Annotated in this window: 19 protein-coding genes; 8 read left to right on the plus strand and 11 right to left on the minus strand. The window is 71.9% G+C overall.

What is annotated here, in order from left to right; all coding sequences use genetic code 11:
- Positions 1-89: 89 nt before the first annotated feature.
- Positions 90-1,193: a methyltransferase gene (locus tag ABD978_RS25635; protein WP_345359580.1), complete on the plus strand. Its 1,104-nt coding sequence runs from the start codon at positions 90-92 to the stop codon at positions 1,191-1,193.
- 278 nt (positions 1,194-1,471) lie between these two features.
- On the plus strand, positions 1,472-1,744 hold the full coding sequence (locus tag ABD978_RS25640) for an acyl carrier protein (RefSeq protein WP_345359583.1): 273 nt from the start codon (positions 1,472-1,474) through the stop codon (positions 1,742-1,744).
- Between the two features lie 149 nt (positions 1,745-1,893).
- Here the strand turns inward: ABD978_RS25640 and aroF are convergent, their stop codons facing one another.
- The 4 genes from aroF to ABD978_RS25660 all read right to left on the minus strand — a co-directional run bounded on the left by aroF (position 1,894) and on the right by ABD978_RS25660 (position 7,065).
- On the minus strand, positions 1,894-2,904 hold the full coding sequence (gene aroF, locus ABD978_RS25645; protein ID WP_425550760.1) for a 3-deoxy-7-phosphoheptulonate synthase: 1,011 nt from the start codon (positions 2,902-2,904) through the stop codon (positions 1,894-1,896).
- Positions 2,905-2,918: 14 nt separating this feature from the next.
- Positions 2,919-4,274 carry a salicylate synthase gene (locus ABD978_RS25650; RefSeq protein WP_345359589.1) on the minus strand — a complete coding sequence of 452 codons (1,356 nt, stop codon included), beginning with the start codon at positions 4,272-4,274 and terminating at the stop codon, positions 2,919-2,921.
- Position 4,275: 1 nt separating this feature from the next.
- On the minus strand, positions 4,276-5,922 hold the full coding sequence (locus ABD978_RS25655) for a (2,3-dihydroxybenzoyl)adenylate synthase (RefSeq protein WP_345359592.1): 1,647 nt from the start codon (positions 5,920-5,922) through the stop codon (positions 4,276-4,278).
- A gap of 105 nt (positions 5,923-6,027) precedes the next feature.
- Positions 6,028-7,065 (minus strand): methyltransferase, encoded by a 1,038-nt coding sequence (locus ABD978_RS25660; RefSeq protein ID WP_345359595.1) that lies wholly within the window; start codon positions 7,063-7,065, stop codon positions 6,028-6,030.
- 277 nt (positions 7,066-7,342) lie between these two features.
- Here ABD978_RS25660 and ABD978_RS25665 point away from each other — a divergent pair, with 277 nt between their 5' ends.
- Positions 7,343-7,798, plus strand: coding sequence for an anthrone oxygenase family protein (locus ABD978_RS25665; protein ID WP_345359598.1), 456 nt, complete (start codon positions 7,343-7,345; stop codon positions 7,796-7,798).
- A gap of 212 nt (positions 7,799-8,010) precedes the next feature.
- Entirely contained in the window at positions 8,011-9,162 is a 1,152-nt protein-coding gene (locus ABD978_RS25670) for a nucleotide disphospho-sugar-binding domain-containing protein (protein ID WP_345359601.1), read from the plus strand.
- 81 nt (positions 9,163-9,243) lie between these two features.
- Here ABD978_RS25670 and ABD978_RS25675 read toward each other — a convergent pair whose 3' ends face one another.
- The 5 genes from ABD978_RS25675 to ABD978_RS25695 form a co-directional block, all read right to left on the minus strand.
- Entirely contained in the window at positions 9,244-10,107 is an 864-nt protein-coding gene (locus tag ABD978_RS25675; RefSeq protein ID WP_345359604.1) for an NAD(P)H-binding protein, read from the minus strand.
- The gene (locus ABD978_RS25680; protein WP_345359607.1) at positions 10,104-11,336 is read right to left on the minus strand and encodes an FAD-dependent monooxygenase; all 1,233 of its coding nucleotides are present in this window, start codon (positions 11,334-11,336) and stop codon (positions 10,104-10,106) included. Before ABD978_RS25680 ends, ABD978_RS25675 begins: the two co-directional genes overlap by 4 nt.
- A 106-nt stretch (positions 11,337-11,442) precedes the next feature.
- On the minus strand, positions 11,443-12,459 hold the full coding sequence (locus tag ABD978_RS25685; RefSeq protein ID WP_345359609.1) for a methyltransferase: 1,017 nt from the start codon (positions 12,457-12,459) through the stop codon (positions 11,443-11,445).
- 65 nt (positions 12,460-12,524) lie between these two features.
- On the minus strand, positions 12,525-13,778 hold the full coding sequence (locus ABD978_RS25690) for an FAD-dependent oxidoreductase (protein ID WP_345359612.1): 1,254 nt from the start codon (positions 13,776-13,778) through the stop codon (positions 12,525-12,527).
- Between the two features lie 11 nt (positions 13,779-13,789).
- A complete protein-coding gene (locus tag ABD978_RS25695) occupies positions 13,790-14,647 on the minus strand; it encodes an LLM class flavin-dependent oxidoreductase (protein ID WP_345359615.1) in 858 nt (285 codons plus the stop codon).
- 383 nt (positions 14,648-15,030) lie between these two features.
- Here ABD978_RS25695 and accA point away from each other — a divergent pair, with 383 nt between their 5' ends.
- The 4 genes from accA to ABD978_RS25715 are packed head-to-tail and all read left to right on the plus strand — an operon-like array spanning position 15,031 to position 19,144.
- Positions 15,031-16,764, plus strand: a complete 1,734-nt coding sequence (gene accA, locus ABD978_RS25700; protein ID WP_345359618.1) for an acetyl-CoA carboxylase carboxyl transferase subunit alpha — start codon at positions 15,031-15,033, stop codon at positions 16,762-16,764.
- Entirely contained in the window at positions 16,761-17,282 is a 522-nt protein-coding gene (locus ABD978_RS25705) for an acetyl-CoA carboxylase biotin carboxyl carrier protein (RefSeq protein ID WP_345359621.1), read from the plus strand. Before accA ends, ABD978_RS25705 begins: the two co-directional genes overlap by 4 nt.
- 31 nt (positions 17,283-17,313) lie before the next feature.
- The gene (locus tag ABD978_RS25710) at positions 17,314-18,666 is read left to right on the plus strand and encodes an acetyl-CoA carboxylase biotin carboxylase subunit (protein WP_345359624.1); all 1,353 of its coding nucleotides are present in this window, start codon (positions 17,314-17,316) and stop codon (positions 18,664-18,666) included.
- A gap of 46 nt (positions 18,667-18,712) precedes the next feature.
- Complete coding sequence (locus tag ABD978_RS25715) at positions 18,713-19,144, plus strand: hypothetical protein (RefSeq protein ID WP_345359628.1); 432 nt, start codon at positions 18,713-18,715, stop codon at positions 19,142-19,144.
- 86 nt (positions 19,145-19,230) lie between these two features.
- On the opposite strand, the gene ABD978_RS25720 is transcribed toward ABD978_RS25715, so the two are convergent.
- Both ABD978_RS25720 and ABD978_RS43975 read right to left on the minus strand, forming a co-directional pair.
- Positions 19,231-19,536, minus strand: coding sequence for an antibiotic biosynthesis monooxygenase family protein (locus ABD978_RS25720; RefSeq protein WP_345359631.1), 306 nt, complete (start codon positions 19,534-19,536; stop codon positions 19,231-19,233).
- Positions 19,533-20,072 carry an AfsR/SARP family transcriptional regulator gene (locus ABD978_RS43975; protein WP_425550761.1) on the minus strand — a complete coding sequence of 180 codons (540 nt, stop codon included), beginning with the start codon at positions 20,070-20,072 and terminating at the stop codon, positions 19,533-19,535. The genes ABD978_RS25720 and ABD978_RS43975 overlap by 4 nt, the downstream gene beginning before the upstream one ends.
- Between the last annotated feature and the right edge of the window lie 16 nt (positions 20,073-20,088).

Below are 20,088 nucleotides of genomic sequence, written 5' to 3' on the forward strand. Positions count from 1 at the left end.
CGGGGGCAGCCGCCCCAACGCTCTTCAAGCCGCGCTCGAAAGCGACCATCTGCACTGTACGGGGAGACATCTCTACCAAGGAGAGCCGTATGCCCAGGTCCACCACCTCATCGCCGGCACTCAACTCGCAGGCGGCGCTCGTCCCCATGCTGGGTTTCGCCGTCTTCCAGATCGCGGCCGCAACGGCTCGCCTGGGCGTTCCCGACGCGATCGGAGACGGCGCGGCGACGGCCGAGGAGCTCGCCGCCACGACCGGCGCCGACCCCGCCGCGCTGTTCCGCCTGCTGCGGGCGGCGGCCGCCGTCGGCCTGCTGACCATGTCCGACGGCAAGAAGTTCGAACTGACTGACATGGGCGGGATGTTCCGCACCGACTCGCCGGTCGAGGCGAACAGCCTGATGCTGCTGAACTCCGCCGCGCCGATCTGGAAGGCGTGGGGCGGCCTCGCGGACGCCGTACGGGCCGGTGAGACGGCCTTCGACCAGGCGTACGGCGTCGGCATCTTCGACCATCTGGAGCGAGAGCCCGAACTCGCCAGGCTGTTCCACGCCGCCATGGCGTCCGGAACGCGGAGCCAGATCCCCCAGCTGGCCCGGCACTACAGCTTCCCCGACGCCGAGCACATCATCGACATCGGCGGCGGCAACGGCACGCACATCGCGGCCGTCCTCGAGGCGAACCCGCGGGCCCGCGGCACGGTGTTCGACACCGCCAGCGGGATCAGCGCCGCACCGGAGGTCCTCGGCCGGGCCGGAGTCGCCGACCGCTGCGCGACCGTCGCCGGCGACTTCTTCGCGTCCGTTCCCGCCGACGGGAACGTCTACCTGCTCAAGAACATCCTCGTCGACTGGGACGACGACTCCTGCGTACGGATCCTGCGCAACTGCCGGACCGCGATGACCCCGCGCGGGCGCGTCGTGGTCGTGACGACGCTCATGCCCGAGGACATCGGCACGCAGAGCGCGTCCGACGTGCTGCCGGCGTGCATCTTCGACATCTCGCTGATGGTCACGGTGAAGGGCCGGGAACGGACGCTCGCGGAGTACGAGCGGCTCTTCACCCGGGCGGGGCTCAGCCTCAGCAAGATCACGAGGGTCACCCCGGACTCCGCCGACCACACGACGTCGCTCTTCCACATCCTGGAGGCGGTGTCGGCCGCCCACCCGCGTCAGGCGTCCGACGGGCGTGGCTGAGAGCCGTCGCGCGGTACGTCGCTGAGACCCGCTCTCCGTTCGAACCACGGCGATCCCCTCGGCCGCTCGAGCGCCCTCGCTCGAGCGCGCCCGGGGCCGGGTCGCCGCGCTCGAGCGTGCCTTGAGCGCCGTCCCGGATGCTGCCGACGGACCTCTCGTCGCCGGAGGCAACGTGGCACGCACGACGGCGCCGGCCTCCGCCGGCGCGTCCCGTCGCCTCCGGCACGCCGGGCCCGTGAGCCAGCAGACCGCCCTCAGCCGAGAGAGAGGCCCCTGCCGTGCGCGTGTTCACCATGGAGGACCTGGTCGGCGTCCTGTACGAGTGCGCGCGCCCCGGGCAGCGGGCGGGCCTGAGCGGCGACATCGCCGACATCCCCCTCGCCGAGCTCGGATACGACTCGTTGGGGATACTCGAGGTCGCGGCGAGGATCGAACGGAGGCTCAACGTGCTGCTCGGCGATGACACCGTGGCGAGGACGGTGACCCCGGCGGACCTGGTCCGGCTCGTCAACGAGGACATCGCGGCCGCCGAGCGCGCGGCGCGGAAGTGAGACCCGGGACAGGCGAAGCCGGACAGGAGGCAAGCCCGGCGGATCGGGCAGGAGGCAGGGCCGGCGGGACCGGCCGCTCGCGCCGGCGTCAGGCCGGCCGCTCGGCGTGACGGCGGCCGGTCTGACGGGCGGCTCGAGTGCCATGCCGCTCAGGCGACGTGGCGACCCAGCACGGCCAGGACCCTCTCCAGATCGACCATCGTGCTCTTGAACTCCTCCGAGCTGAGGGCCTGGTCCGCGTCGCAGAGGGCGCTCGCCGGGTCATTGTGCACATCGACGATGACCCCGTCCGCGCCGGCCGCCGCGGCGGCCAGGGTCAGGGAGGGCACCATGAAGGCGCGTCCCGCGGAGTGACTGGGATCGACGATGATCGGCAGGTGGCTCAGCCGCTTCACGATCGGCACGGCCGCCAGGTCCAGGGTGAACCGCGACGCGGTCTCGAACGTACGGATGCCCCGCTCGCACAGCATCACCTGCGGGTTGCCGGCGTTCATCACGTACTCGGCCGCCAGCAGCCACTCCTGGATGGTCGCCGCCAGGCCGCGTTTGAGCAGCACCGGACGCCCGCACCGGCCCACCTCTCCGAGCAGCGCGTAGTTCTGCATGTTGCGGGCCCCGACCTGGACGACGTCGGCGTACTCCGCCACGGTCTCGACGTCCTTCGGCTGGATCGCCTCGGTCACCACGGGCAGGCCGGAGCGCAGCCGCTCCTCGGCGAGCAGCTCCAGGCCCCGCACGCCCAGCCCCTGGAAGCTGTACGGCGAGGTCCGGGGCTTGAACGCACCGCCGCGGAGCATCGACGCCTTCGCCGAGGTGACGACCGCGGCCGTCGCGGCCAGTTGCTCACGGCTCTCCACGGCGCACGGGCCGGCGATCACGAGGAAGGTGCCGTCGCCGATCCACCGGCCGGCCACCTCGATCATCGTGGACACGCTCTGGAACTTCCTGCCGCTGAGCGGGTGCGGGTCGGTGGAGCCGACGACCCTGGCCACGATCGGCAGTTGCCTGAGCCAGGTCTCGTCGATGTCCTGGGCCGTCTCGAGGATCAGCCACCGCCCCGGCCAGCGGACGATGTGCGGGCTGCCGCCCCGGCTCCTCAACAGGGCCGCCAGCTGTTCGGCGTCCTCGTGGTCGGCGTGGTCTACCAGCTCGATGATCACTGTGTGCCTCGCCATCACAGCGTCGCGGGTGCGGTGTCGTGGGCGGCGGCCGGCACCAGGTGGGTGGCCACGCTGCGGAGCTTCTCGCAGGTCTCCTCGAACTCCCGCTCCGGGGTCGACTGCTGGACGATGCCCGCGCCGGCCCGCAGCCAGGTCCGGTCGCCCTGCTGGAAGGCCGTGCGGAGGACCAGCGCCGCGTCCAGGTCGCCCGCCGAGCTCAGGGTCAGAACGGCGCCGCCGTACAGGCCTCGGGGTTCCGTCTCGAGACGGTGGATGCACTCGTACGCGGCGGTCTTGGGGATCCCGGAGGCCGTGATGGCCGGGAAGACGGTCCGGAAGGCGTCCCACGGGGTGTGGCCGGGGGCGAGCCGCCCGGTGACCGTGGAACCGAGGTGCTGTACGGTGCCGCGCTCCTTGACCGCCATGAACTCCCCGACCGCGACGCTTCCCGGCTCGCACAGGATCGAGAGCTCGTCGTAGGCGACCTTGACGGAGATGCAGTGCTCGTAGATCTCCTTCGCGTCGCTGAGCAGGTCGGCCCGCAGGCGCGCGTTCTCGGCCGGAACGTCGGTCAGTGCCCGCGTTCCGGCCAGCGGCTGGGTGACGACGTGACCGTCGGGCTCCACCTCGACGACGGTCTCCGGGCTGAAGCCGACCGCGCGGAAGCCGTCCAGGTCGAAGAGGAAGGAGCGGGCCGGGTTGTTCCGCCGGCGGCCCTCGACGTACGTGCCGGCCAGGTCGACGCCGAAGTCGACGGGCACGAGCCGGGAGAGGATGACCTTCTGCAGCCTGCCGCCCCGGAACTCCTCGATGGCGGACCTGACCGCCCTGCGGTAGCCCTCCTCTCCCGAGGACGCCACGTCGAGCGTGGCGGGGCCGCCGTGCGCCGGCGCGGCCCCGTGCTCCTGCTCGCTCACGAGGGCGGCCATCAGCAGCAGGTGATCGTCGTCGAGCGAGCGCACGACCGTCTGCTCCGCCGAGATGACGACCTCCGTCTCGGGGATGACGAGGTGGAGCAGCCGCTCGTCGCCGACGGCCTCGCTCCAGCCCGCCGTCGCGTAGGCGAGTTCGAAGGCGGTCCAGCCGTACGCGCGCCAGGACGGGAAGGGCGCCTCGTGGAGCACGCGGGAGACCGTCTCGATGATGTCGCCGACCGGGTGGAGCCGTTCCTCGCCGCCCCATCGGACCCGGACCTGGCTCCTGGTCGCCGTGATCTCCCCGGCGGCTCCGCACGCGAGCGCGACTGTGCCGTTCCGTTCGTAGAGCATGTAGTCGCGGCATATTCCGCTCTGGGTAAGCCGTGCCGCCGTGGCGATCGGATCGTTAGCCGATACCACCGTTAGTTCGCGATATTCCCGGCTCGTCAGCATGCTAGGCCTTCTGTCTTTCCGCGAGCAGCACACGCAGTCGTTTCTTGTCGGGTTTTCCGATGTCGGTGAGCGGCAGCTCGTCGAAGAACTCGATCCGTTCCGGAAATTTGTAAAGGGCGAAGCCTCGGTCCGCGAACTCCGCGCGGACCTCGGCGAGACCGGGCTCGGTGCCGGAACTCGTCACCACGCAGACGCAGACCCGCTCTCCCACCTCGTCGTCCGGCACCCCGACGACCGCCGCCCGCGCGACCCACGGGAGGCCGTACAGGACGTCCTCCAGCTCCTGGGCGGAGACCTTCTCGCCGGCCCGGTTGATCAGGTCCTTCTTCCGGCCCTCCACGACGAGGTTGCCGCTCGGGTGCAGCCGGACGACGTCGCCGGTGCGGTACCAGCCGTCAGGAGTGAACGACTGCGCGTTGTGCACACCGCCGCGGAAGTATCCCCGGGGGGTGTAGGGGCCGCGCGTCAGCAGCTCCCCCGGCAGCCCCTCCGGCACGTCGGCCCCGTCGTCGTCGACGATCCTGATCTCATCGTCGGGGCACATCGGGCGCCCCTGGGTCTCCGCCACGACGTCCGAGGGGTCGTCGAGGCCGGTGTAGTTGATCAGTCCTTCGGCCATCCCGAAGACCTGCTGCAGCCGGCAGCCGAGCCGCGGCGTCACCCGGAGGGCGACCTCCGGCGCGAGCCGCGCGCCGCCCACCTGGATGAGCTCGAGGCTGGACAGGTCGTGCCGGCCGGGTTCGTAGTACTCGAGCCAGCGCTGCACGACGGCGGGCACGGCCGAGGTGACCGTCACCCGCTCCCGCTCGATGGCGGCGAAGGCGGCACGGGGTTCCGGGCTCGGCAGGAGCACGACGCGGCCGCCGACCATCAATGTGCCCAGGACACCGGGCGAGCCGAGCGGGAAGTTGTGCCCCACCGGCAACGCGGTGAGGTACACCGTCTCGGGGCCGAGGCCCGACACCTCGCCGCTGCGCCGGGCGTTGTACTCGTAGTCGTTGTGGGTCCGGGCGATCATCTTGGGCAGCCCGGTGGTCCCGCCCGACATGAGCATCAGGGCCACGTCGGTCGCCCGGGGGGCGAGGTCGTCGAGCAGCTTCCCGCGCGTCTGGGCGTCGCCCTCCGCGGAGAGCAGACCGTGCAGCCCGATCGCGCGGGACGAGACGGGGTCGCCGACGACCAGGACATGGCGGAGATGCGGCAGCGAGTCCGTCAACCGCAGCGCCATGTCCTGGTAGTCGAACCTGCGCCAGACCGCGGGGACCACGATCGCCGCCGCCTCCACGTGCGCCGCCAGGTGGGTCAGCTCCCGCTCCCGGTAGGTGGGCAGTGCCATCACCGGCACCACGCCGACGCGGATCGCGGCGAGCGTGGTGACGACGAACTCCCAGCAGTTCTGGAGCTGGACGAGCATGGCGTCGCCGTCCCGAAGCCCGAGATCGACCAGGTTCACGGCGACCGTGTCGACGAGCGCGGCGAGCTCCGTGTAGGCGATCCGCCGGTCCCCGTCGACGAGAGCCGTGCGAGGGCCGTACCGGTCGGCCCACTCGCCCACCAGCGAGCCCAGCGTCACACCCCGCCAGTAGCCCTTCGCGGTGTACTCCGCCATCAGAGACGGCGGCCACGGTACCTGCCCGTCACGTGCCATGTGTCCTCCAGAGTCGGCGAACCGCCATCCGTGCACCCGGTCGGTCACCTGGGGAAACGCGCGGCCGACCATGCCTTCCGGACGCGGGCGACGCCTGTCCGCGGCCTACTTGTAACCGACGACCAGGGCGTGGCTGAACTTCATCCCGTCGTAGCGCTCGACGCGCGAGAAGCCGGCCGCGCGGATGGCGGCCTCCATGTCGTTGGGCGAGTAGACCATGCCCTCACCGGAGGCCAGGGTGATGAAGTACGGCGACATGAAGCCGGCGGTCGCCGAACCGGTGCCCTCGTCGTTCGAGACGAAGTTGTAGACGAGGCAGGCGCCGCCCTCCGGAAGCGCGTCGTAGCACTTGCGGAGCATCTCGGTGTTCCGCTCGAGGGACCAGATCTCGAAGATGTGGAAGAACATGATCCCGTCGATCCCCTCGGGGAACGGGTCGTGCAGCATGTTGCCCGGGAAGGTGTGCACGCGCTTGCTCAGGTCGGCGTCGGCCGCGTTCCGCTCCGCGATCCCGATGACCTTCTCGTGGTCGAAGACCGTGACCTCGAGGTCCGTGTAGCGCTTGGCCAGCTCGATGCTGTTGGTGCCGTCACCGCCGCCGATGTCGACGACATGGTGCAGGGCCGAGAAGTCGAACCTGTCCATGACCTGCGAGAACGCCTTGTGAGAGGCGTCCCCCATGTTGTCGTAGAACACCTTCTGCAGCTCCGGGCGGGTCGTGAGGCGCTCGTACAGGGTCTCGCCCGGGCCGTCCAGGTGCCGGAGGCCGACGTTCGTGAACTGCCGGGTCGCCTCGGCGTAGTCGCCGAGCGTCGGGTTGATGATCTCCGCCTGGATGTCGACCAGCGGGCCGAGGAACTCCGGGCTGGACTTCAGCATCTTGCGACGGATGATGGCGCTGTTGACGTACTTGTCGCCGTCCTTCTTCAGCAGCTCGATCGAGCACAGGCCGAGGAGCAGGATCCGGGCCGGCTGGTAATCGACACCGAGGCTCTGCGCCGTCTCCTCGATGGTCATTCCACCGGCGTTCTCCAGCTTCTCGAAGAGGTCGAACTCGAGGCCCGTGCGCAGGAGCTCGAATGCCGTCGTGCCGTGGATGATGATCCGGAGGAACTCGGCGTCTTTGATCGTGATGTCGGCCACGTTCGGTTCCTTTCTCTGGCCCGGCCACCATCGTGGCGACGCCCTCTCGCGAGCCACTTGGTCCCGGCTCGAAGCACCCGGCGCCGGGGGCGCGCGCGAACCGCCGGGATCGATGAGCATGACCTCCGGCTCCGCCCTCGCACCGTCGGGCGGGCTCGTCGGCCGCGCTAGCCGCCGCCGCGCCCGGCGCTGGTCCAGTGGCCGTCGAGCGACGTTCCATGCCTCCACGGCACGGTGATGCACGTCCGTTGGTCGGCATCGATGTGAGGCGGTCACGTTGGTCACGAACATCCTCACCGCGCTGCTCGTACTGGGCAGCGGGACCGTCGCGGGCGTCATGTTCGCCGTCGCGGTGAGCACGCTCCCCGCGCTGCTGTCCATGCCTCCGGACCAGTACGTCGACGCCCATCGGGCGCTGGGCCGCAACTGGGACCCGACGATGCCGATCATCGTGTTGTCCTCCACGATCATCGCGACCGTCCTGGCCTTCCTGGTGTCCGCCCCGGTGCCGCGCACGATGTTCGCCGTCTCCGCCGCCCTCCTGCTCGGAGTGGCCGGCGTCTCGCACCTGTGCAACGTGCCGATCAACCGTGCCGTGAAGGCGCTGGACTCGCGCGACATCCCGGCGGACTGGCCGGACCCGCGGCCGCTGTGGCGCAGATGGCACCTGCTGCGGACCGGCTTCGCCGTGACGGCGCTGACCGTGGTCGGGCTGACCGTCGCCTTCACGTGACGGTGCCCCCGAGCGACGCCGTCCCCCCGAGCGACGCCGTCCCCGAGTGACGCCGTCCCCGAGTGACGCCGTCCCCGAGTGACGCCGTCCCCGAGTGACGGGCGCCGGCCCGCTCCAGGCCCGCTCGAGCCGCAGGGGGCGGTGACGCTCACCCTCCGGAGGCTTGAGGCCGCCTAGAGCCGTCGCCCAGCGGCAGGTGGTGACATGGGCGGATGCGCGTGATCTTCACTACCTGGGCCTGGCCGTCACACCTGTACGCGATGGTTCCGCTCGCGTGGGCGTGCCGGGCGGCCGGCCATGACGTACTCGTGGCGACTCAGCCCGCACTCCTCGACACGGTGCGGCGCACGGGTCTGCCGGTGGCTCCGGTCGGACATGACGTGGACGCCCTGGCCGCGTTCCGGGACATCGCCCTGCCGCCGGCGGAACCGGCCGGCGGGGCGAAACCCCGAGGCGGACCGCGTGTCCTCGGGCTGTTCGCCGCCCTGGCGGAGTCGATGGTGGACGACCTCATCGCTCTCGGCCGGACCTGGCAGGCGGACCTGGTCGTGTACGAGCCGACCGCCATGGCGGGGCCGCTCGCGGCCGCCGCGCTGGGCGTCCCTGCGGTCCGGCACCTGTACGGGACCGATCTGCTGGGCGCCGCCGGTCCCTTCCTCGCCGAGGCGCTCGACCCGTTGCGCCGCAAGCTCGGGCTCGACGACGTCGACCTGTCCGGGGTGGCGACCGTCGATCCCTGCCCCGCCGGGCTCCAGGTCCCCGTCGCCTCGCGGCGGGTGCCGATGCGTTACACGCCGTTCAACGGTCCGGGGACGTTCCCGCGGCCGTCGGCACGCTCCGGCCGCCCGCGCGTATGCGTCACCTGGGGCACGACCCCGGCCCGGGTCGATCGCCGGCTCTTCCTCGCCGGGGAGGTGACACGGGCGATCGCCGGCCTCGACGTCGACGTGGTGGTGGCGGTGACCTCCGCGCAGCGTGAACTGCTCGGCGACCTGCCGCGCGAAGCCTGCGTCGTCGAGTCGGCGCCCCTGCACCTGCTGCTGCCCGAATGCGACCTGGTCGTCGGCCATGGAGGGGCGGGCACGATCCTGACCGCCCTCGCCAACGGTCTGCCGATGCTGCTCATCCCCTGCCTGCCCGACCACGTACGCCACTCGGCGCGGGCCGGGGAGTCCGGCGCGGCGGTCGTCCTGCCCGCCCGGTGCGACGACGCGGAGCCGATCCGGAATGGGCTCACCGAGCTGCTGGCGACCCCCGCGCACCACACCGCCGCGGAGCGGCTGCGCCGGGAACTGGCCGAGCAGCCCACCCCCGCCCAGGTCGTCGGCGAGCTCGAGGGGCTCGTCGCGGCCCCCATCGCCTGACCGGATGCCGTACGCGACGCCGCGCCGGATCCATCGATCCGGCGCGGCGCCTTCTGTTCGTCGGGTAGCGAGCCGATCGGCTCACCCGGCGGGGGTCTCGGCGGGGGCCAGTTCGCCGACGTGCTCGGCCAGCCAGGTCTCGAAGCGCGTCGGCGGACGGCCGGTGAGTTCCCGCACGGTCGGCAGCGGCGTGCCGCCCCGCCGTGGGTCGCGGTCGGCCATCGAGGCCAGCAGCCCGTCGGTGAGATCCTCGGGCATGCCGGCACCGATCATGCCCTGCCGGGCCTGCTCCGGGTCGGCGTCGACGAACCGCAGCGGACGTCCGATGGCGGCCGCGACCCTCTCGGTCTGCTCGGGTCCCGTCAACGCCTCCGGTCCGGTGAGCTGGTAGGTCTTCCCGTCGTGCCCGTGGGTCGTGAGGCACACGACGGCGGCCGCGGCGACGTCCTCCGGAGCGATCAGCGCCCGCGGCACCATGCCGTAGGGCTGGTACACGGCGCCCGCGGATTGGATCGACCACCCCCACTGCAGCACGTTCGACATGAAGCCGGCCGACCGCAGGACGGTCCAGCCGGCTCCCGACTCGGCGAAGGCGCGTTCGCCGGCCGCGTGCGCGGCCCCGTACGAGTCGAGGACCGGCGGCAGCGCGGCCACCGAGGACAGTTTCACGACCCGCCCGGTGCCGGTCCGGCGGACGGCGTCGGCCACGGTCCGTTCGTGGGCCAGCGCGTCGGGGGCGGTCGCCATGTAGACGGCGTCCGCGCCCTCGACCGCGGCGAGCACGGAACCGGGCTCGGTGATGTCCGCCCGGACGACCTCCACGGCCGCGTCGAACGAGGCACGGGCGGGGTCACGGGTGATCGCGCGAACGCGCCGGCCGGCGGCCACCAGACCGGTCACCACCTGCCGCCCCACCGTTCCGGTCGAGCCGAATACCACGATCATCGTTCACCTCTGTTCAGAGCGGCCCCGTAGGGCGTCGGATCCGAGCTTCCGGCCGGTGCCGGAACGTGCCAGTCACCGACGCCGGCGACGCCGCGCTGGCCGGCGCGTGGCGAACCGAACCGCATCTTCGCGTTGCGCAGCAGGAGCTCCAGCCGGCGCTCGTTCAGCTTCAGCTCCCCCATCCGGCGGGACGCCTGAGCGATCGCCTGCGAGCGCGGCCGGCGCTGTTCGTCGTACCGCGCGAGCGCGCTCGGCACGTCGGTCTCGGCCGCCAGCGCCGCGCCCAGGACGGCGGCGTCCTCCAGCGCCTGGCAGGCGCCCTGGCCCATGTCGGAGGTCATGGCGTGCGCGGCGTCGCCGAGCAGCGCGACCCGCCCGGAGACGTAGCGCGGTAGCGGCTCCGGCAGTTCGAAGACGTCATGGTGGAGGACCCGGTCCGGCGGCGTGGCGGCGATCAGCGCCGGGATCGGATCGTGCCAGGAGCCGAATCTCCGGGACACCTCCGCGTGGTCGTCGTCGTAGCGGGCCCCCTCGGGGGTGTTCGCGACGGCGAACCAGTAGACGCGGTCCCCCGGCAGCGGCATCCGGCCGAACTCCAGGCCGCGGCCCCACGTGCTGCCGCCCGGCTCGGCCCGGCCGTCGACCCCCTCGGCGATGCCGCGCCAGACGCTGTGGCCGCTGTAGACCGGAGGCGACGACTCCGGCCACCGGGCGCGCCGGGTCCGGCTGTTGGTGCCGTCGGCCGCGACCACCAGGTCGCCGGTGACGACCTCCTCGCCGTTCTCCCCGCGATACCGGACCGCGGCTCCGTCCGGCAGGTCGTCGACCTGTACGGCGTCCGCTCCGGTGCGCAGCGCGCCGGGTGGAAGGGCCTCGCGCAGGACCCGGTGCAGGTCCGGCCGGGGCAGGATCAGGAGCGTCAGGCCACGCTCGCGCAGGAACTCCGGGTCGGCCGGCCGTTGCAGCCTTCGCCCGGAGGGGGCGCGCAGCCCCTCGCCGCCGGGCGTCATGGTCGCCGCGCGCCGCCGGACGGCGTCGCCGACGCCGAGCCAGTCCAGGGCCCGCTGCGCGTTCGTCAGCAGCGAGATGCCGGCGCCGGCCTCGCGCGGCCGGGCGGCCCGTTCCAGGACGGTGACCCGCCAGCCGATGCGGTGCAGCCCGACGGCGGTCGACAGGCCACCGATTCCGCCCCCGATGACGACCGCGTGCCCACCGGACGTTCCAGTCACGATTCGTCCTCCTGTGTTGCCGGCGCTCCGGCCGGCGACCGTCCCGGTCCCGCCCGCGCGACGTGCCGGGGCGGCCGCGGCCGCCCCGGCACGTCGCGCGCGTACCTCAGCTCGCGGCCTTGTGGCAGATCGCGAGGGTGTCGTACTCGCCGAGCCGCCGGTCCTCGACGGAGGTGAACCCGGCGCCCAGGGCGTTGTCCCGGACCTCACCGAGGTAGTACTCCGAGCCGCCTTCGGTGACCAGCAGCATGTCGAGGCTGATCACCAGGTTCTCGACCCGGCTCGACTCGCGGTCGAGCATGCGGTCGTAGACGAGCAGGACGCCGCCCGGGTTGACGCTGTCGTAGGCCTTGCGGACGAGCTCCGCCCGCTGTCCCGGGTCCCAGTCGTGCAGCACGTGCCCGATCATGACGATGTCCGCCGACGGCAGCGGGTCGGTGAAGAAGCTCCCGCCGTGGAAGGTCACCTTGCCGGTCAGGCCCTGCTCCGCCACCTTCTCGTCGAAGAAGGGCGACATCTGCGGCAGGTCGAACACCGCTCCGGACAGGTGCGGGTACCTGGTCAGGACCTGCGACACCAGGCTTCCCCGGCAGCCGCCGATGTCGAGGATGGACTGGTACTTCGACCATCCGTCGTACGCCTCGAGCAGCTGAGGGCCGAGCACGCGCGTCAACGCGTCCATCGAGTTGATGAACTGGCCGAGGATCCTCGGGTTCTCGATCACCGCTTCGAAGCTGCTGCCGGACTGCTGCTCGCCGGTGCGCAGGCCCTCGGTCAGGCGGCCCCACGCCGGGTAGAGGTTGTGGTTGGTGCGCTCGAGGAAGCCGCCGATGTAGGCGCCCTGGCCGCGGACCAGGAACCGGCCCGCGCCCGCGCCGTTGCGGTAGCGTTCGCCGTCGCGTTCCAGCAGGTCCAGGCTGACCAGGAGCGCGAGCCAGTCGGACAGGCCACGGCCGTGCAGCCCGAGACGCTCGCGGATCGTGCCCTCGTCCGCCGGCCCTTCGCTCAGGAAGGTGAACAGGCCGAGCTCCACGGCGGTGAGCAACGCCTTGGCATCACAGAAAGAGTTCGCCAGCCGGAGGATTCCGGCCGGGGTGCTGGTGTCCAGCGTAGTCCTCGTCACTTGCGCGACTCCTTTCAGACGAGCGGACCTCGGCCCGCCCGAGCTCGCGGTGGTCTTCGGCCTCGTCAGGCGTTCGCCGTGCTCGAGGCGCTTCCCTGTTCATCGATGTCGACGTGGATCGACCACTTCGCGATCGCCAGCGACATGTTGATCGCCTCGGTCGCCGTCTCGACCATCGCGGCCTCGTACTCCTTCACGGCGTCCTCGAGCGTCCGTTCACCGGCGGCCACTGCCGTGAGCCCGCGGCACAGCGCGGTCGCGTCCCGCAGCGCGGTGTTGGCGCCGAACCCGCCGGACGGCGGCATGATGTGCACGGCGTCGCCGAGCGGGATCACGTTGCCCGTGCCCCACGGCTCCACCGGCAGCTTGACCCGCATGGCGATGGGATAGGTCTCGTCGGGATCGGCGTGCGCGAAGATCCCGTGCAGGTCCGGGTGCCAGTCGGTGATGCGGTCGAGCACCACGCGGCGGAGTTCCTCCCCGGACATCGCGAAGAACTTCTCATCCGGGATGTCCAGGACGTCCTTGTGGGAGTTGAAGACCGACATGTAGTAGTCGTCGTTGAAGTCGAACTCCAGGCCGGGCCACATCTCGGCGGCGGCCTCGCGCGGCCGGTTGCGGAACACCATGGGCATCAGGCCCAGGTGGAACCCGTCCGAGCCGATCACGTAGACGGTCCGGTCGCGCAGGACGTCCGGCAGTCCCTCCTTGAGCGCCTTGTCCCGCGGCGTACGGGACAGGATCGTGCGCACGCCCAGGTCGGTCTGCTTGTCGTCCGGCCGCAGCTGCGCGCGCACCTGGGAGTTCGCCCCGTCCGCGGCGATCAGGACGTCGCCGGTGGCGCTGTCGCCGTCGGCGAAGTACGCCGTGACGCCGTCGCCGGTCTGCTCGCAGTGCGTGAACCGCTTCCCGAACCGCACCACGTCGTCGAGGCCGGCCAGGAGGATGCGGCGCAGCGTGGCCCGGTCGAGCGCCCCCATGCTGTCCGCCGAGTCACCGCGCGGGTCCTCGAAGGTGGGCGTCCACTGCGGGGCGAGCTGCTGGTCGTACGCGGCCCAGCCGTGCTTGTACCGCATGTTCGACGTCGCGGTGAGCAGGTCCGCCGCCGCGCGCGGGAGGCAGTCGCGGAGCGCGTCCTCGCCCTCGGGCAGAAGACGGAGCCGGTATCCCTGCATCCGGCCCTTGGGAGAGGCGTCACGCTCGTACACGATGACGTCGATACCGGCCTTGCGCAGCCCCTGCGCGAGGCAGAGCCCGCCGATGCCGCCGCCGATCACCAGTACGCGCATCGGCCGGCCCGGATCCGAAGAGATGGCCATCGTCGTCCTCCTCAGCGCAGCACCACGTCGGCGACGCGGTCCAGGTGGGCGGGGTCGGCGGTGCAGGACAGCAGGATCAGCTCGTCGCAGCCGTTCGCGGCGTACCCGTCCACGACGTCGCGCAGCCTCGCCTCGTCCGTGACGGCGCCGCCCGCGATCCGTTCGGCGACCGGGCCGGCGAACGCGTAGAAGCTCATGAGGTGCTTCCTCGCCTGTTCCGCGCCGTTCGGGCCCAGTGAGACGTAGCAGTCCGCGCCGGTCCGGGGCGACCCCGAGCGTCCCTCTTCGGCCCAGAGCTGCTTGACCTGGGTCACGAGCTCGGCGAACTTGTGCGGGGCGCCGCCCGGGGAGATCCAGCCAATGCCGTGCCTCGCGGCGCGGCGCAGCGCCGCCGGGGACGTCCCGCCCACCCAGATCGGGATGTCGCCGTTGGTGGGACGCGGGCCGATGCCCTGCACCGGGCCCTCGCCCCGCCAGACCCGCTGCATCTCCTCGATCACCTCGTCGAGGCGTCGTCCCCGGGAGGCGTAGTCGGCGCCGGTGGCCAGGTAGTCGTCCTCCCGCATCCCGGATGAGACGCCGACGATGAGCCGGCCGCCCGACAGGCGGTCCAGGCTGGCGAGCTGCTTGGCCAGCTCGACCGCGCCCGGCCGCGACGCGGCCAGCAGGATGGCCGTCACCAGCTTGATCCGCTCGGTGACGGCGGCCGCCGCGGAGAGCGCGACGATGCTGTCGTAGTTGTGGTAGACGAGCCGGTCCGTCACGGTCAGGCTGCTGAATCCGAGATCTTCGGCCCGGCGCGCGAATTCCACCAGTTGCCGGCCCTCGGCACCATGCACGGTCGTCGGCAGGCAGACTCCTATGTCCATGCTGTTCTCCTCGGCTCCATTCGGGTCCGTGGGCGGCCTCACCTGAGCCGGAAAAGGCGAGTGGCCAACGTCAGGGATCTTCCGGCCGGCGGCTGGGGTCGCGGTCGAGTCGCGGTCGAGGTCACGGTGGCGCGAGTCGCGGTGCGGCCGCCGTCCCGACGCGGCGCGCGATCGGGACGGCCGGACGGGACGCCCTGACGATCGGCGCCTCACCGCGTGTCGAGCACCCCTCCAGCGGGCGCCGTGATTATCGGTCCTGGCGACACGCGGGCTTCTTCCGCCGCACAGGCCAGATCGGCCGACCCGGCGATCGCCCGGCCACCCGGTGGCCAGGTCCCCAGAACCGCGGTGTCCAGGGGTGAACCAAGATGAGAGAGACAGCCGTGAGGACAGCAGATCCAGAACGGACCGCACGCGCTCAGGTGCCCGAGGCGCAGCCGCCGGCCGCGCCCCGATGGCTCCTCTGCGAGGGCTGCAATCGACCCGTCTACGAGAGGCGCTTCTCGCGCGACCTGCGGGTGTGCCCGGAATGCGGCCGGTACGCGCGACTCAGCGCCGAGGAGCGGATCGAGCAGCTCTTCGACGCCGGCTCGATCAGTCCGGTGGCGGTGGCGGAGACCATCGAGGATCCGCTGCTGTTCACCGACAGCAGGCCGTACGTGGAGCGGCTGCGTACGGCCCGGCGGCAGACGGGGCTCGACGACGCCGTGGTGTGCGTGCGCGGTGAGATCGGCGGCCACCCGCTGGTGGCGGCGGTCATGGACTTCAACTTCCTCGGCGGCAGCCTCGGCTGCGCGGCGGGCGAGCGCATCGCCGCGGCGGCCGACGCCGCGCTGCTGGACGGCGTGCCGTTCCTCGTCGTCACCGCCTCCGGCGGGGCGCGCATGCAGGAGGGCGCGCTGTCCCTCATGCAACTGGCGAAGACCACGCAGGCGCTGGTCGCGCTGCACCGGGCCGGGATCCTCACGATCAGCGTGATCACCGATCCCACGTACGGCGGTGTCGCGGCCTCGTTCGCCACGCAGACCGATGTGATCCTCGCCGAGCGCGGCGCGCGCCTGGGGTTCGCCGGTCCCCGAGTGATCATGCAGACGATCCGGCAGCAGCTCCCCGCGGGCTTCCAGACGGCGGAGTTCCTGTTCGAGCACGGCCTCATCGACGAGGTCGTACCGCGGCCGGCGCTGCGCCCCACGCTGGCCCGCCTGCTGGCCGCGGCCGCGCCCGCGGCGCCGGGCGACGACCCGCTCCGGGCGGTTCCCTCCGGAGTCGTCCGGCAGCTCGACGACGTCCCCGAGCGGGACCCCTGGGACGTCATGCGCCTGGCGCGGGAGGTCGGCCGGCCGACGACGCTCGACTACGCCGGCCGCCTCCTCGACGGATTCGTCGAGCTGCACGGCGACCGGCTCTCCGACGACTGCACGGCGATCGTGGGAGGCATCGGCCGGTTCGCGGGCCGTCCCGTCATGCTGATCGGCCACCAGAAGGGCCACACCGCGCAGGAACTGCGCGAACGCAACTACGGCATGTCGACTCCGGCCGGCTACCGGAAGGCCGGGCGGCTGATGCAGCTCGCCGCCAGGCTCGGCCTGCCGATCATCACCCTGGTCGACACGCAGGGCGCGTACCCGGGCCTGGAGGCCGAACGGGAGGGGCAGGCCTGGGCCATCGCCGAGAACCTGCGGTTGATGGCGCATCTGCCCGTCCCGATCGTCGCCGTGGTGACCGGAGAGGGCGGCAGCGGCGGCGCGCTGGCGCTGGCGCTCGCCGACCGCGTCCTCGTCCTGGAGAACAGCGTCTACTCAGTGATCAGCCCGGAGGCCTGCGGCGCGATCCTGTGGAACGACGCGTCGACCGCGCCCCAGGCCGCGCGGGCCCTGCGGATCGAGCCGCGCGAACTGCTCAGGCACCGGATCGCCGACGGGGTGATCCCCGAGCCCGAGGGCGGGGCGCACAACGACCACGCCGCGGCCGCCGACCTCCTGCGCCGTGCCCTGTACGACGTGCTCGCGGAGATCGTCGATCTGGACGGTGAGCGGCTGGTCGCCGAGCGGGCGGCACGGTTCGGCGCCTTCGGCACGCGCCCGCCCGTGGCGCAGCAAAAGGGAGGCCAGGAATGACGGAAACGGTACCGGTCGCCGATGGCATGGAGACCGACCTCGACGCGATCTGCCGGAGCGTGATCCGGCTCCTCGAGACGAGCCACGGCGTCCCCGCCAGACTGCGGGTCGAGGCCGGGGCGGCGTCCGTGGAGGTGGAGTGGCCCGCCGCGAACGGTGCGCCGGGAGCCCCGCTCTCGGCCGGAGCGGCGGTGGTGCCGCCGGCGGCGGTCGCGACCGCCGGTGTCGCGGGCGCCGCGGCCCCGCCGGCCGCCGAGGGAGACGGCACGGAGTTCTTCATCTGCGCCGGCACCGTCGGGACCTTCTACCACGCCGCGAAACCGGGCGCCGAGCCGTTCGTCAAGGTGGGCGATGACCTGGAGGCCGGCCGGCAGGTCGGGATCGTCGAGGTCATGAAGCTGATGACGCCGGTCGAGGCGGACCGGCCGGGCCGCGTCGTCGAGTTGCTCGTCCCGGACGGGTCGCCGGTCGAGTTCGGCCAACGATTGATCGCCTGCGCTCCGCTGGGTGAGCGGTGACAGTGCCCGCACGGACGCGCCTGGAGGCCAGATGATCTCCAAGATACTGATCGCGAACCGGGGGGAGATCGCGCTGCGGGTCGCACGGACCTGCCGCGAGATGGACATCCGCACGGTCATCGCCCACTCCGCGGCGGACCGGGGCTCCCCCGCGATGGAGTACGCGGACGAGGCCGTCCAGATCGGCCCGCCCGAACCTCGGCGCAGCTATCTGAACGCGGCCGCCATCGTGGAGGCCGCCCTGCAGACCGGCGCCGACGCCATCCACCCCGGCTACGGGTTCCTGTCGGAGGATCCGGACTTCGCCGAGATCTGCGAGGCCGCCGGGCTGACCTTCATCGGCCCGCGCCCCTCCCTGATCAAGGACCTCGGCGACAAGGCGGAGGCCCGCAGGATCGCCGCCGCGGGCGGACTGCGGGTCCTGCCCGGCAGTGAACACGCCCCGGGCAGCGTCGGCGAGGCGATGCTCGTCGCCGACGAGATCGGCTATCCGGTCATCATCAAGGCGGTCGCCGGTGGCGGCGGGCGCGGGATCACCCTGGTGCGCCGACGGCAGGAGTTCGCGGCCGCCTACGCGGAGGCGTCGGCGAACGCCCAGGCGGTCTTCGGCGATTCCCGCGTCTACGTGGAGAGGTTCCTCGAACACGCCCGGCACATCGAAGCCCAGATCCTCGGTGACCGGCACGGCGACGTGGTGCATCTCGGCATCCGCGACTGCTCGGTCCAGCGCCGCCGGCAGAAGCTGATCGAGGAGACGCCGCCGCCCGACCTCGATCCGGTCACGGCCGAGCGCATCGCCCTGGCGGCCGCCGCGGCGGCCGGGCACGCGGGCTACACCGGCGCGGGCACGTACGAGTTCCTCCTCGACGAGCACGGCGACTTCTACTTCATCGAGACCAACTGCCGGATCCAGGTCGAGCACCCCGTCACGGAGATGGTCACCGGCGTCGACATCGTCCGCGAGCAGATCCTGATCGCCTCCGGGGAGCGGATGTCGATCCGCCAGTCGGACGTGCTCCAGCGCGGCGCGAGCATCGAGTGCCGCGTCAACGCCGAGGATCCCGAGCGCGGCTTCATGCCCGCGTCCGGCACCCTGGAGAGGTTCGAGATCCCGGGCGGCCCGTTCACCCGGATCGACACGCAGTGCCGGCCGGGCTTCACGGTGCCGCCCTACTACGACTCGCTGCTGGCCAAGGCGGTGGTGTGGGCGCCGGACCGCGAGCAGGCGATCGCCAGGATGGATCGGGTCCTGGCGGACTTCACCGTCTCCGGGCCTCGGGTCGCGACGACGATCCCGTTCCTCCGCGAGGTGCTGGCGCATCCCCTGTTCCGCAGCGGCAAGCACACCACGTCGCTGCTCGACCAGATGCTGGACCAGTCGTGATCCGCCCGAGCCGCCGACCGCGTCGGGCCCGCGGCTCCGAGTACCGATGACGCGTCAGGGCGGCGTTCTCGGCGCCGCCGGACGGGTGCTGAAGGGCGCGCTCCGGTCGATCCGGGGCGGGCTGGTCGCACTGGGGTTCATGTCGGGCTTCGTGCCGCCACAGCCGCCCGGCTCCGTCTCCGGAGCGGACACCGACCCGCCCTCCAGAGCGGACGCCGACCCGCCCTCCAGAGCGGACGGCGACCCGTCCTCCGTGGCCGAGGAGAACCATCGTTCCGGGGCGGATGAGGACCAGGGCGAGACGGACGGCACCGCACGGGTTCGCGACGGCGCCGGCCCGTGGCCACGGCGGCCGACCAGCGCCTGCGCCGACCCTCTGACCGCGTTTCCGGAGTACCCGGGGCTAGGAGCGCCGCTGTCGCCGCGAGAGGAGGAGCTCTGGGCGGCGATCGTACGGCGCTTCGACGGATCCGGCTGAGCCGGCGCCCGGCCGAGTCCTGCTGAGCCGGCGCCCGGCGCCTCCGTCGTTCCGACGTGACGCCCGGCGCCTTTCCGCGGCGTCCGTCAGTACGACGCCGCGACCTCGTAGATGCCGAACGTCGCCCCGCGCGTGGCGTCCTGCAGCGGGCGCAGGGACGCCGTGGTCGAGCGGTGGTCGTTACCGCTCTCCCACACCTGGAACGCCTCCAGGTCGGTCCATTCGCTGTGGACCGCGAAGGAGCGCGGGTCGCCGACGGACCGGAGGAGTCTGTTGCCGACCAGTCCCGGCGTGCCGTCGAGCGCGCGGCTGATGTCGTGATAAGCGGCCTCGACGCTCCCCGGCGCGTCGTCCGGGTCGGTCACGTACAGCAGGACATGAACTGTGCTCATCGTGTGGCCGTTCTGCGTGTTCTTCGGCGGTTACGGGCGGGCGTCTGCTGGAAGGGGAGGTGGTGGGCGAGTAAATGGTCGGCGGGTTCGGTGGTGTCGGCGGTGAGGAGTGCTTCGTGGAGGCGTTGCATGGGGGCGGAGGGTTCGAGGCCGAGTTCGTCGATGAGGACTTCGCGGAGTCGGCGGTAGACCTCGAGGGCTTCGTAGCGGCGGCCGGATCGGTTGAGTGCGGTCATGAGGTCGCCGTGGAAGCGTTCGTGGAGGGGGTAGGTGTAGACGAGGACTTTGAGTTCGCTGATGAGTTCTTGGTAGCGGCCGAGGTGCATGTCGGCTTCGATGCGCATTTCGAGGGCGCGGAGGCGGTCTTCTTCGAGGCGGGTGACGTGGGCGGAGAGGATTTCGCCGGTGGTGACGCCGACGAGGGCGCGGCCGCGCCAGAGGTTGAGGGCTTTGGTGAGGTGGTCGCTGGCGGTTTGGGGGTCGTGGTCGGACAGGGCGGTGCGGCCTTGGGTGGTGAGGTGTTCGAAGGTGCACATGTCGATGTGGTCTTCG

Origin of the sequence: Actinoallomurus liliacearum (assembly GCF_039542035.1) — a bacterium.
GTDB classification, from domain to species: Bacteria; Actinomycetota; Actinomycetes; order Streptosporangiales; family Streptosporangiaceae; genus Actinoallomurus; species Actinoallomurus liliacearum.

What these genes read in the sequence shown, in the direction of transcription:
- ABD978_RS25720 (WP_345359631.1), bottom strand. Translation starts at nt 19,536, where the DNA reads ATGAGCACAGTTCATGTCCTGCTGTACGTGACCGACCCGGACGACGCG.
- ABD978_RS25635 (WP_345359580.1), top strand. Translation starts at nt 90, where the DNA reads ATGCCCAGGTCCACCACCTCATCGCCGGCACTCAACTCGCAGGCGGCG.
- ABD978_RS25710 (WP_345359624.1), top strand. Translation starts at nt 17,314, where the DNA reads ATGATCTCCAAGATACTGATCGCGAACCGGGGGGAGATCGCGCTGCGG.
- ABD978_RS25675 (WP_345359604.1), bottom strand. Translation starts at nt 10,107, where the DNA reads ATGATCGTGGTATTCGGCTCGACCGGAACGGTGGGGCGGCAGGTGGTG.
- ABD978_RS25670 (WP_345359601.1), top strand. Translation starts at nt 8,011, where the DNA reads ATGCGCGTGATCTTCACTACCTGGGCCTGGCCGTCACACCTGTACGCG.
- ABD978_RS25690 (WP_345359612.1), bottom strand. Translation starts at nt 13,778, where the DNA reads ATGGCCATCTCTTCGGATCCGGGCCGGCCGATGCGCGTACTGGTGATC.
- ABD978_RS43975 (WP_425550761.1), bottom strand. Translation starts at nt 20,072, where the DNA reads ATGTGCACCTTCGAACACCTCACCACCCAAGGCCGCACCGCCCTGTCC.
- ABD978_RS25715 (WP_345359628.1), top strand. Translation starts at nt 18,713, where the DNA reads ATGACGCGTCAGGGCGGCGTTCTCGGCGCCGCCGGACGGGTGCTGAAG.
- ABD978_RS25705 (WP_345359621.1), top strand. Translation starts at nt 16,761, where the DNA reads ATGACGGAAACGGTACCGGTCGCCGATGGCATGGAGACCGACCTCGAC.
- ABD978_RS25655 (WP_345359592.1), bottom strand. Translation starts at nt 5,922, where the DNA reads ATGGCACGTGACGGGCAGGTACCGTGGCCGCCGTCTCTGATGGCGGAG.
- ABD978_RS25650 (WP_345359589.1), bottom strand. Translation starts at nt 4,274, where the DNA reads ATGCTGACGAGCCGGGAATATCGCGAACTAACGGTGGTATCGGCTAAC.
- ABD978_RS25695 (WP_345359615.1), bottom strand. Translation starts at nt 14,647, where the DNA reads ATGGACATAGGAGTCTGCCTGCCGACGACCGTGCATGGTGCCGAGGGC.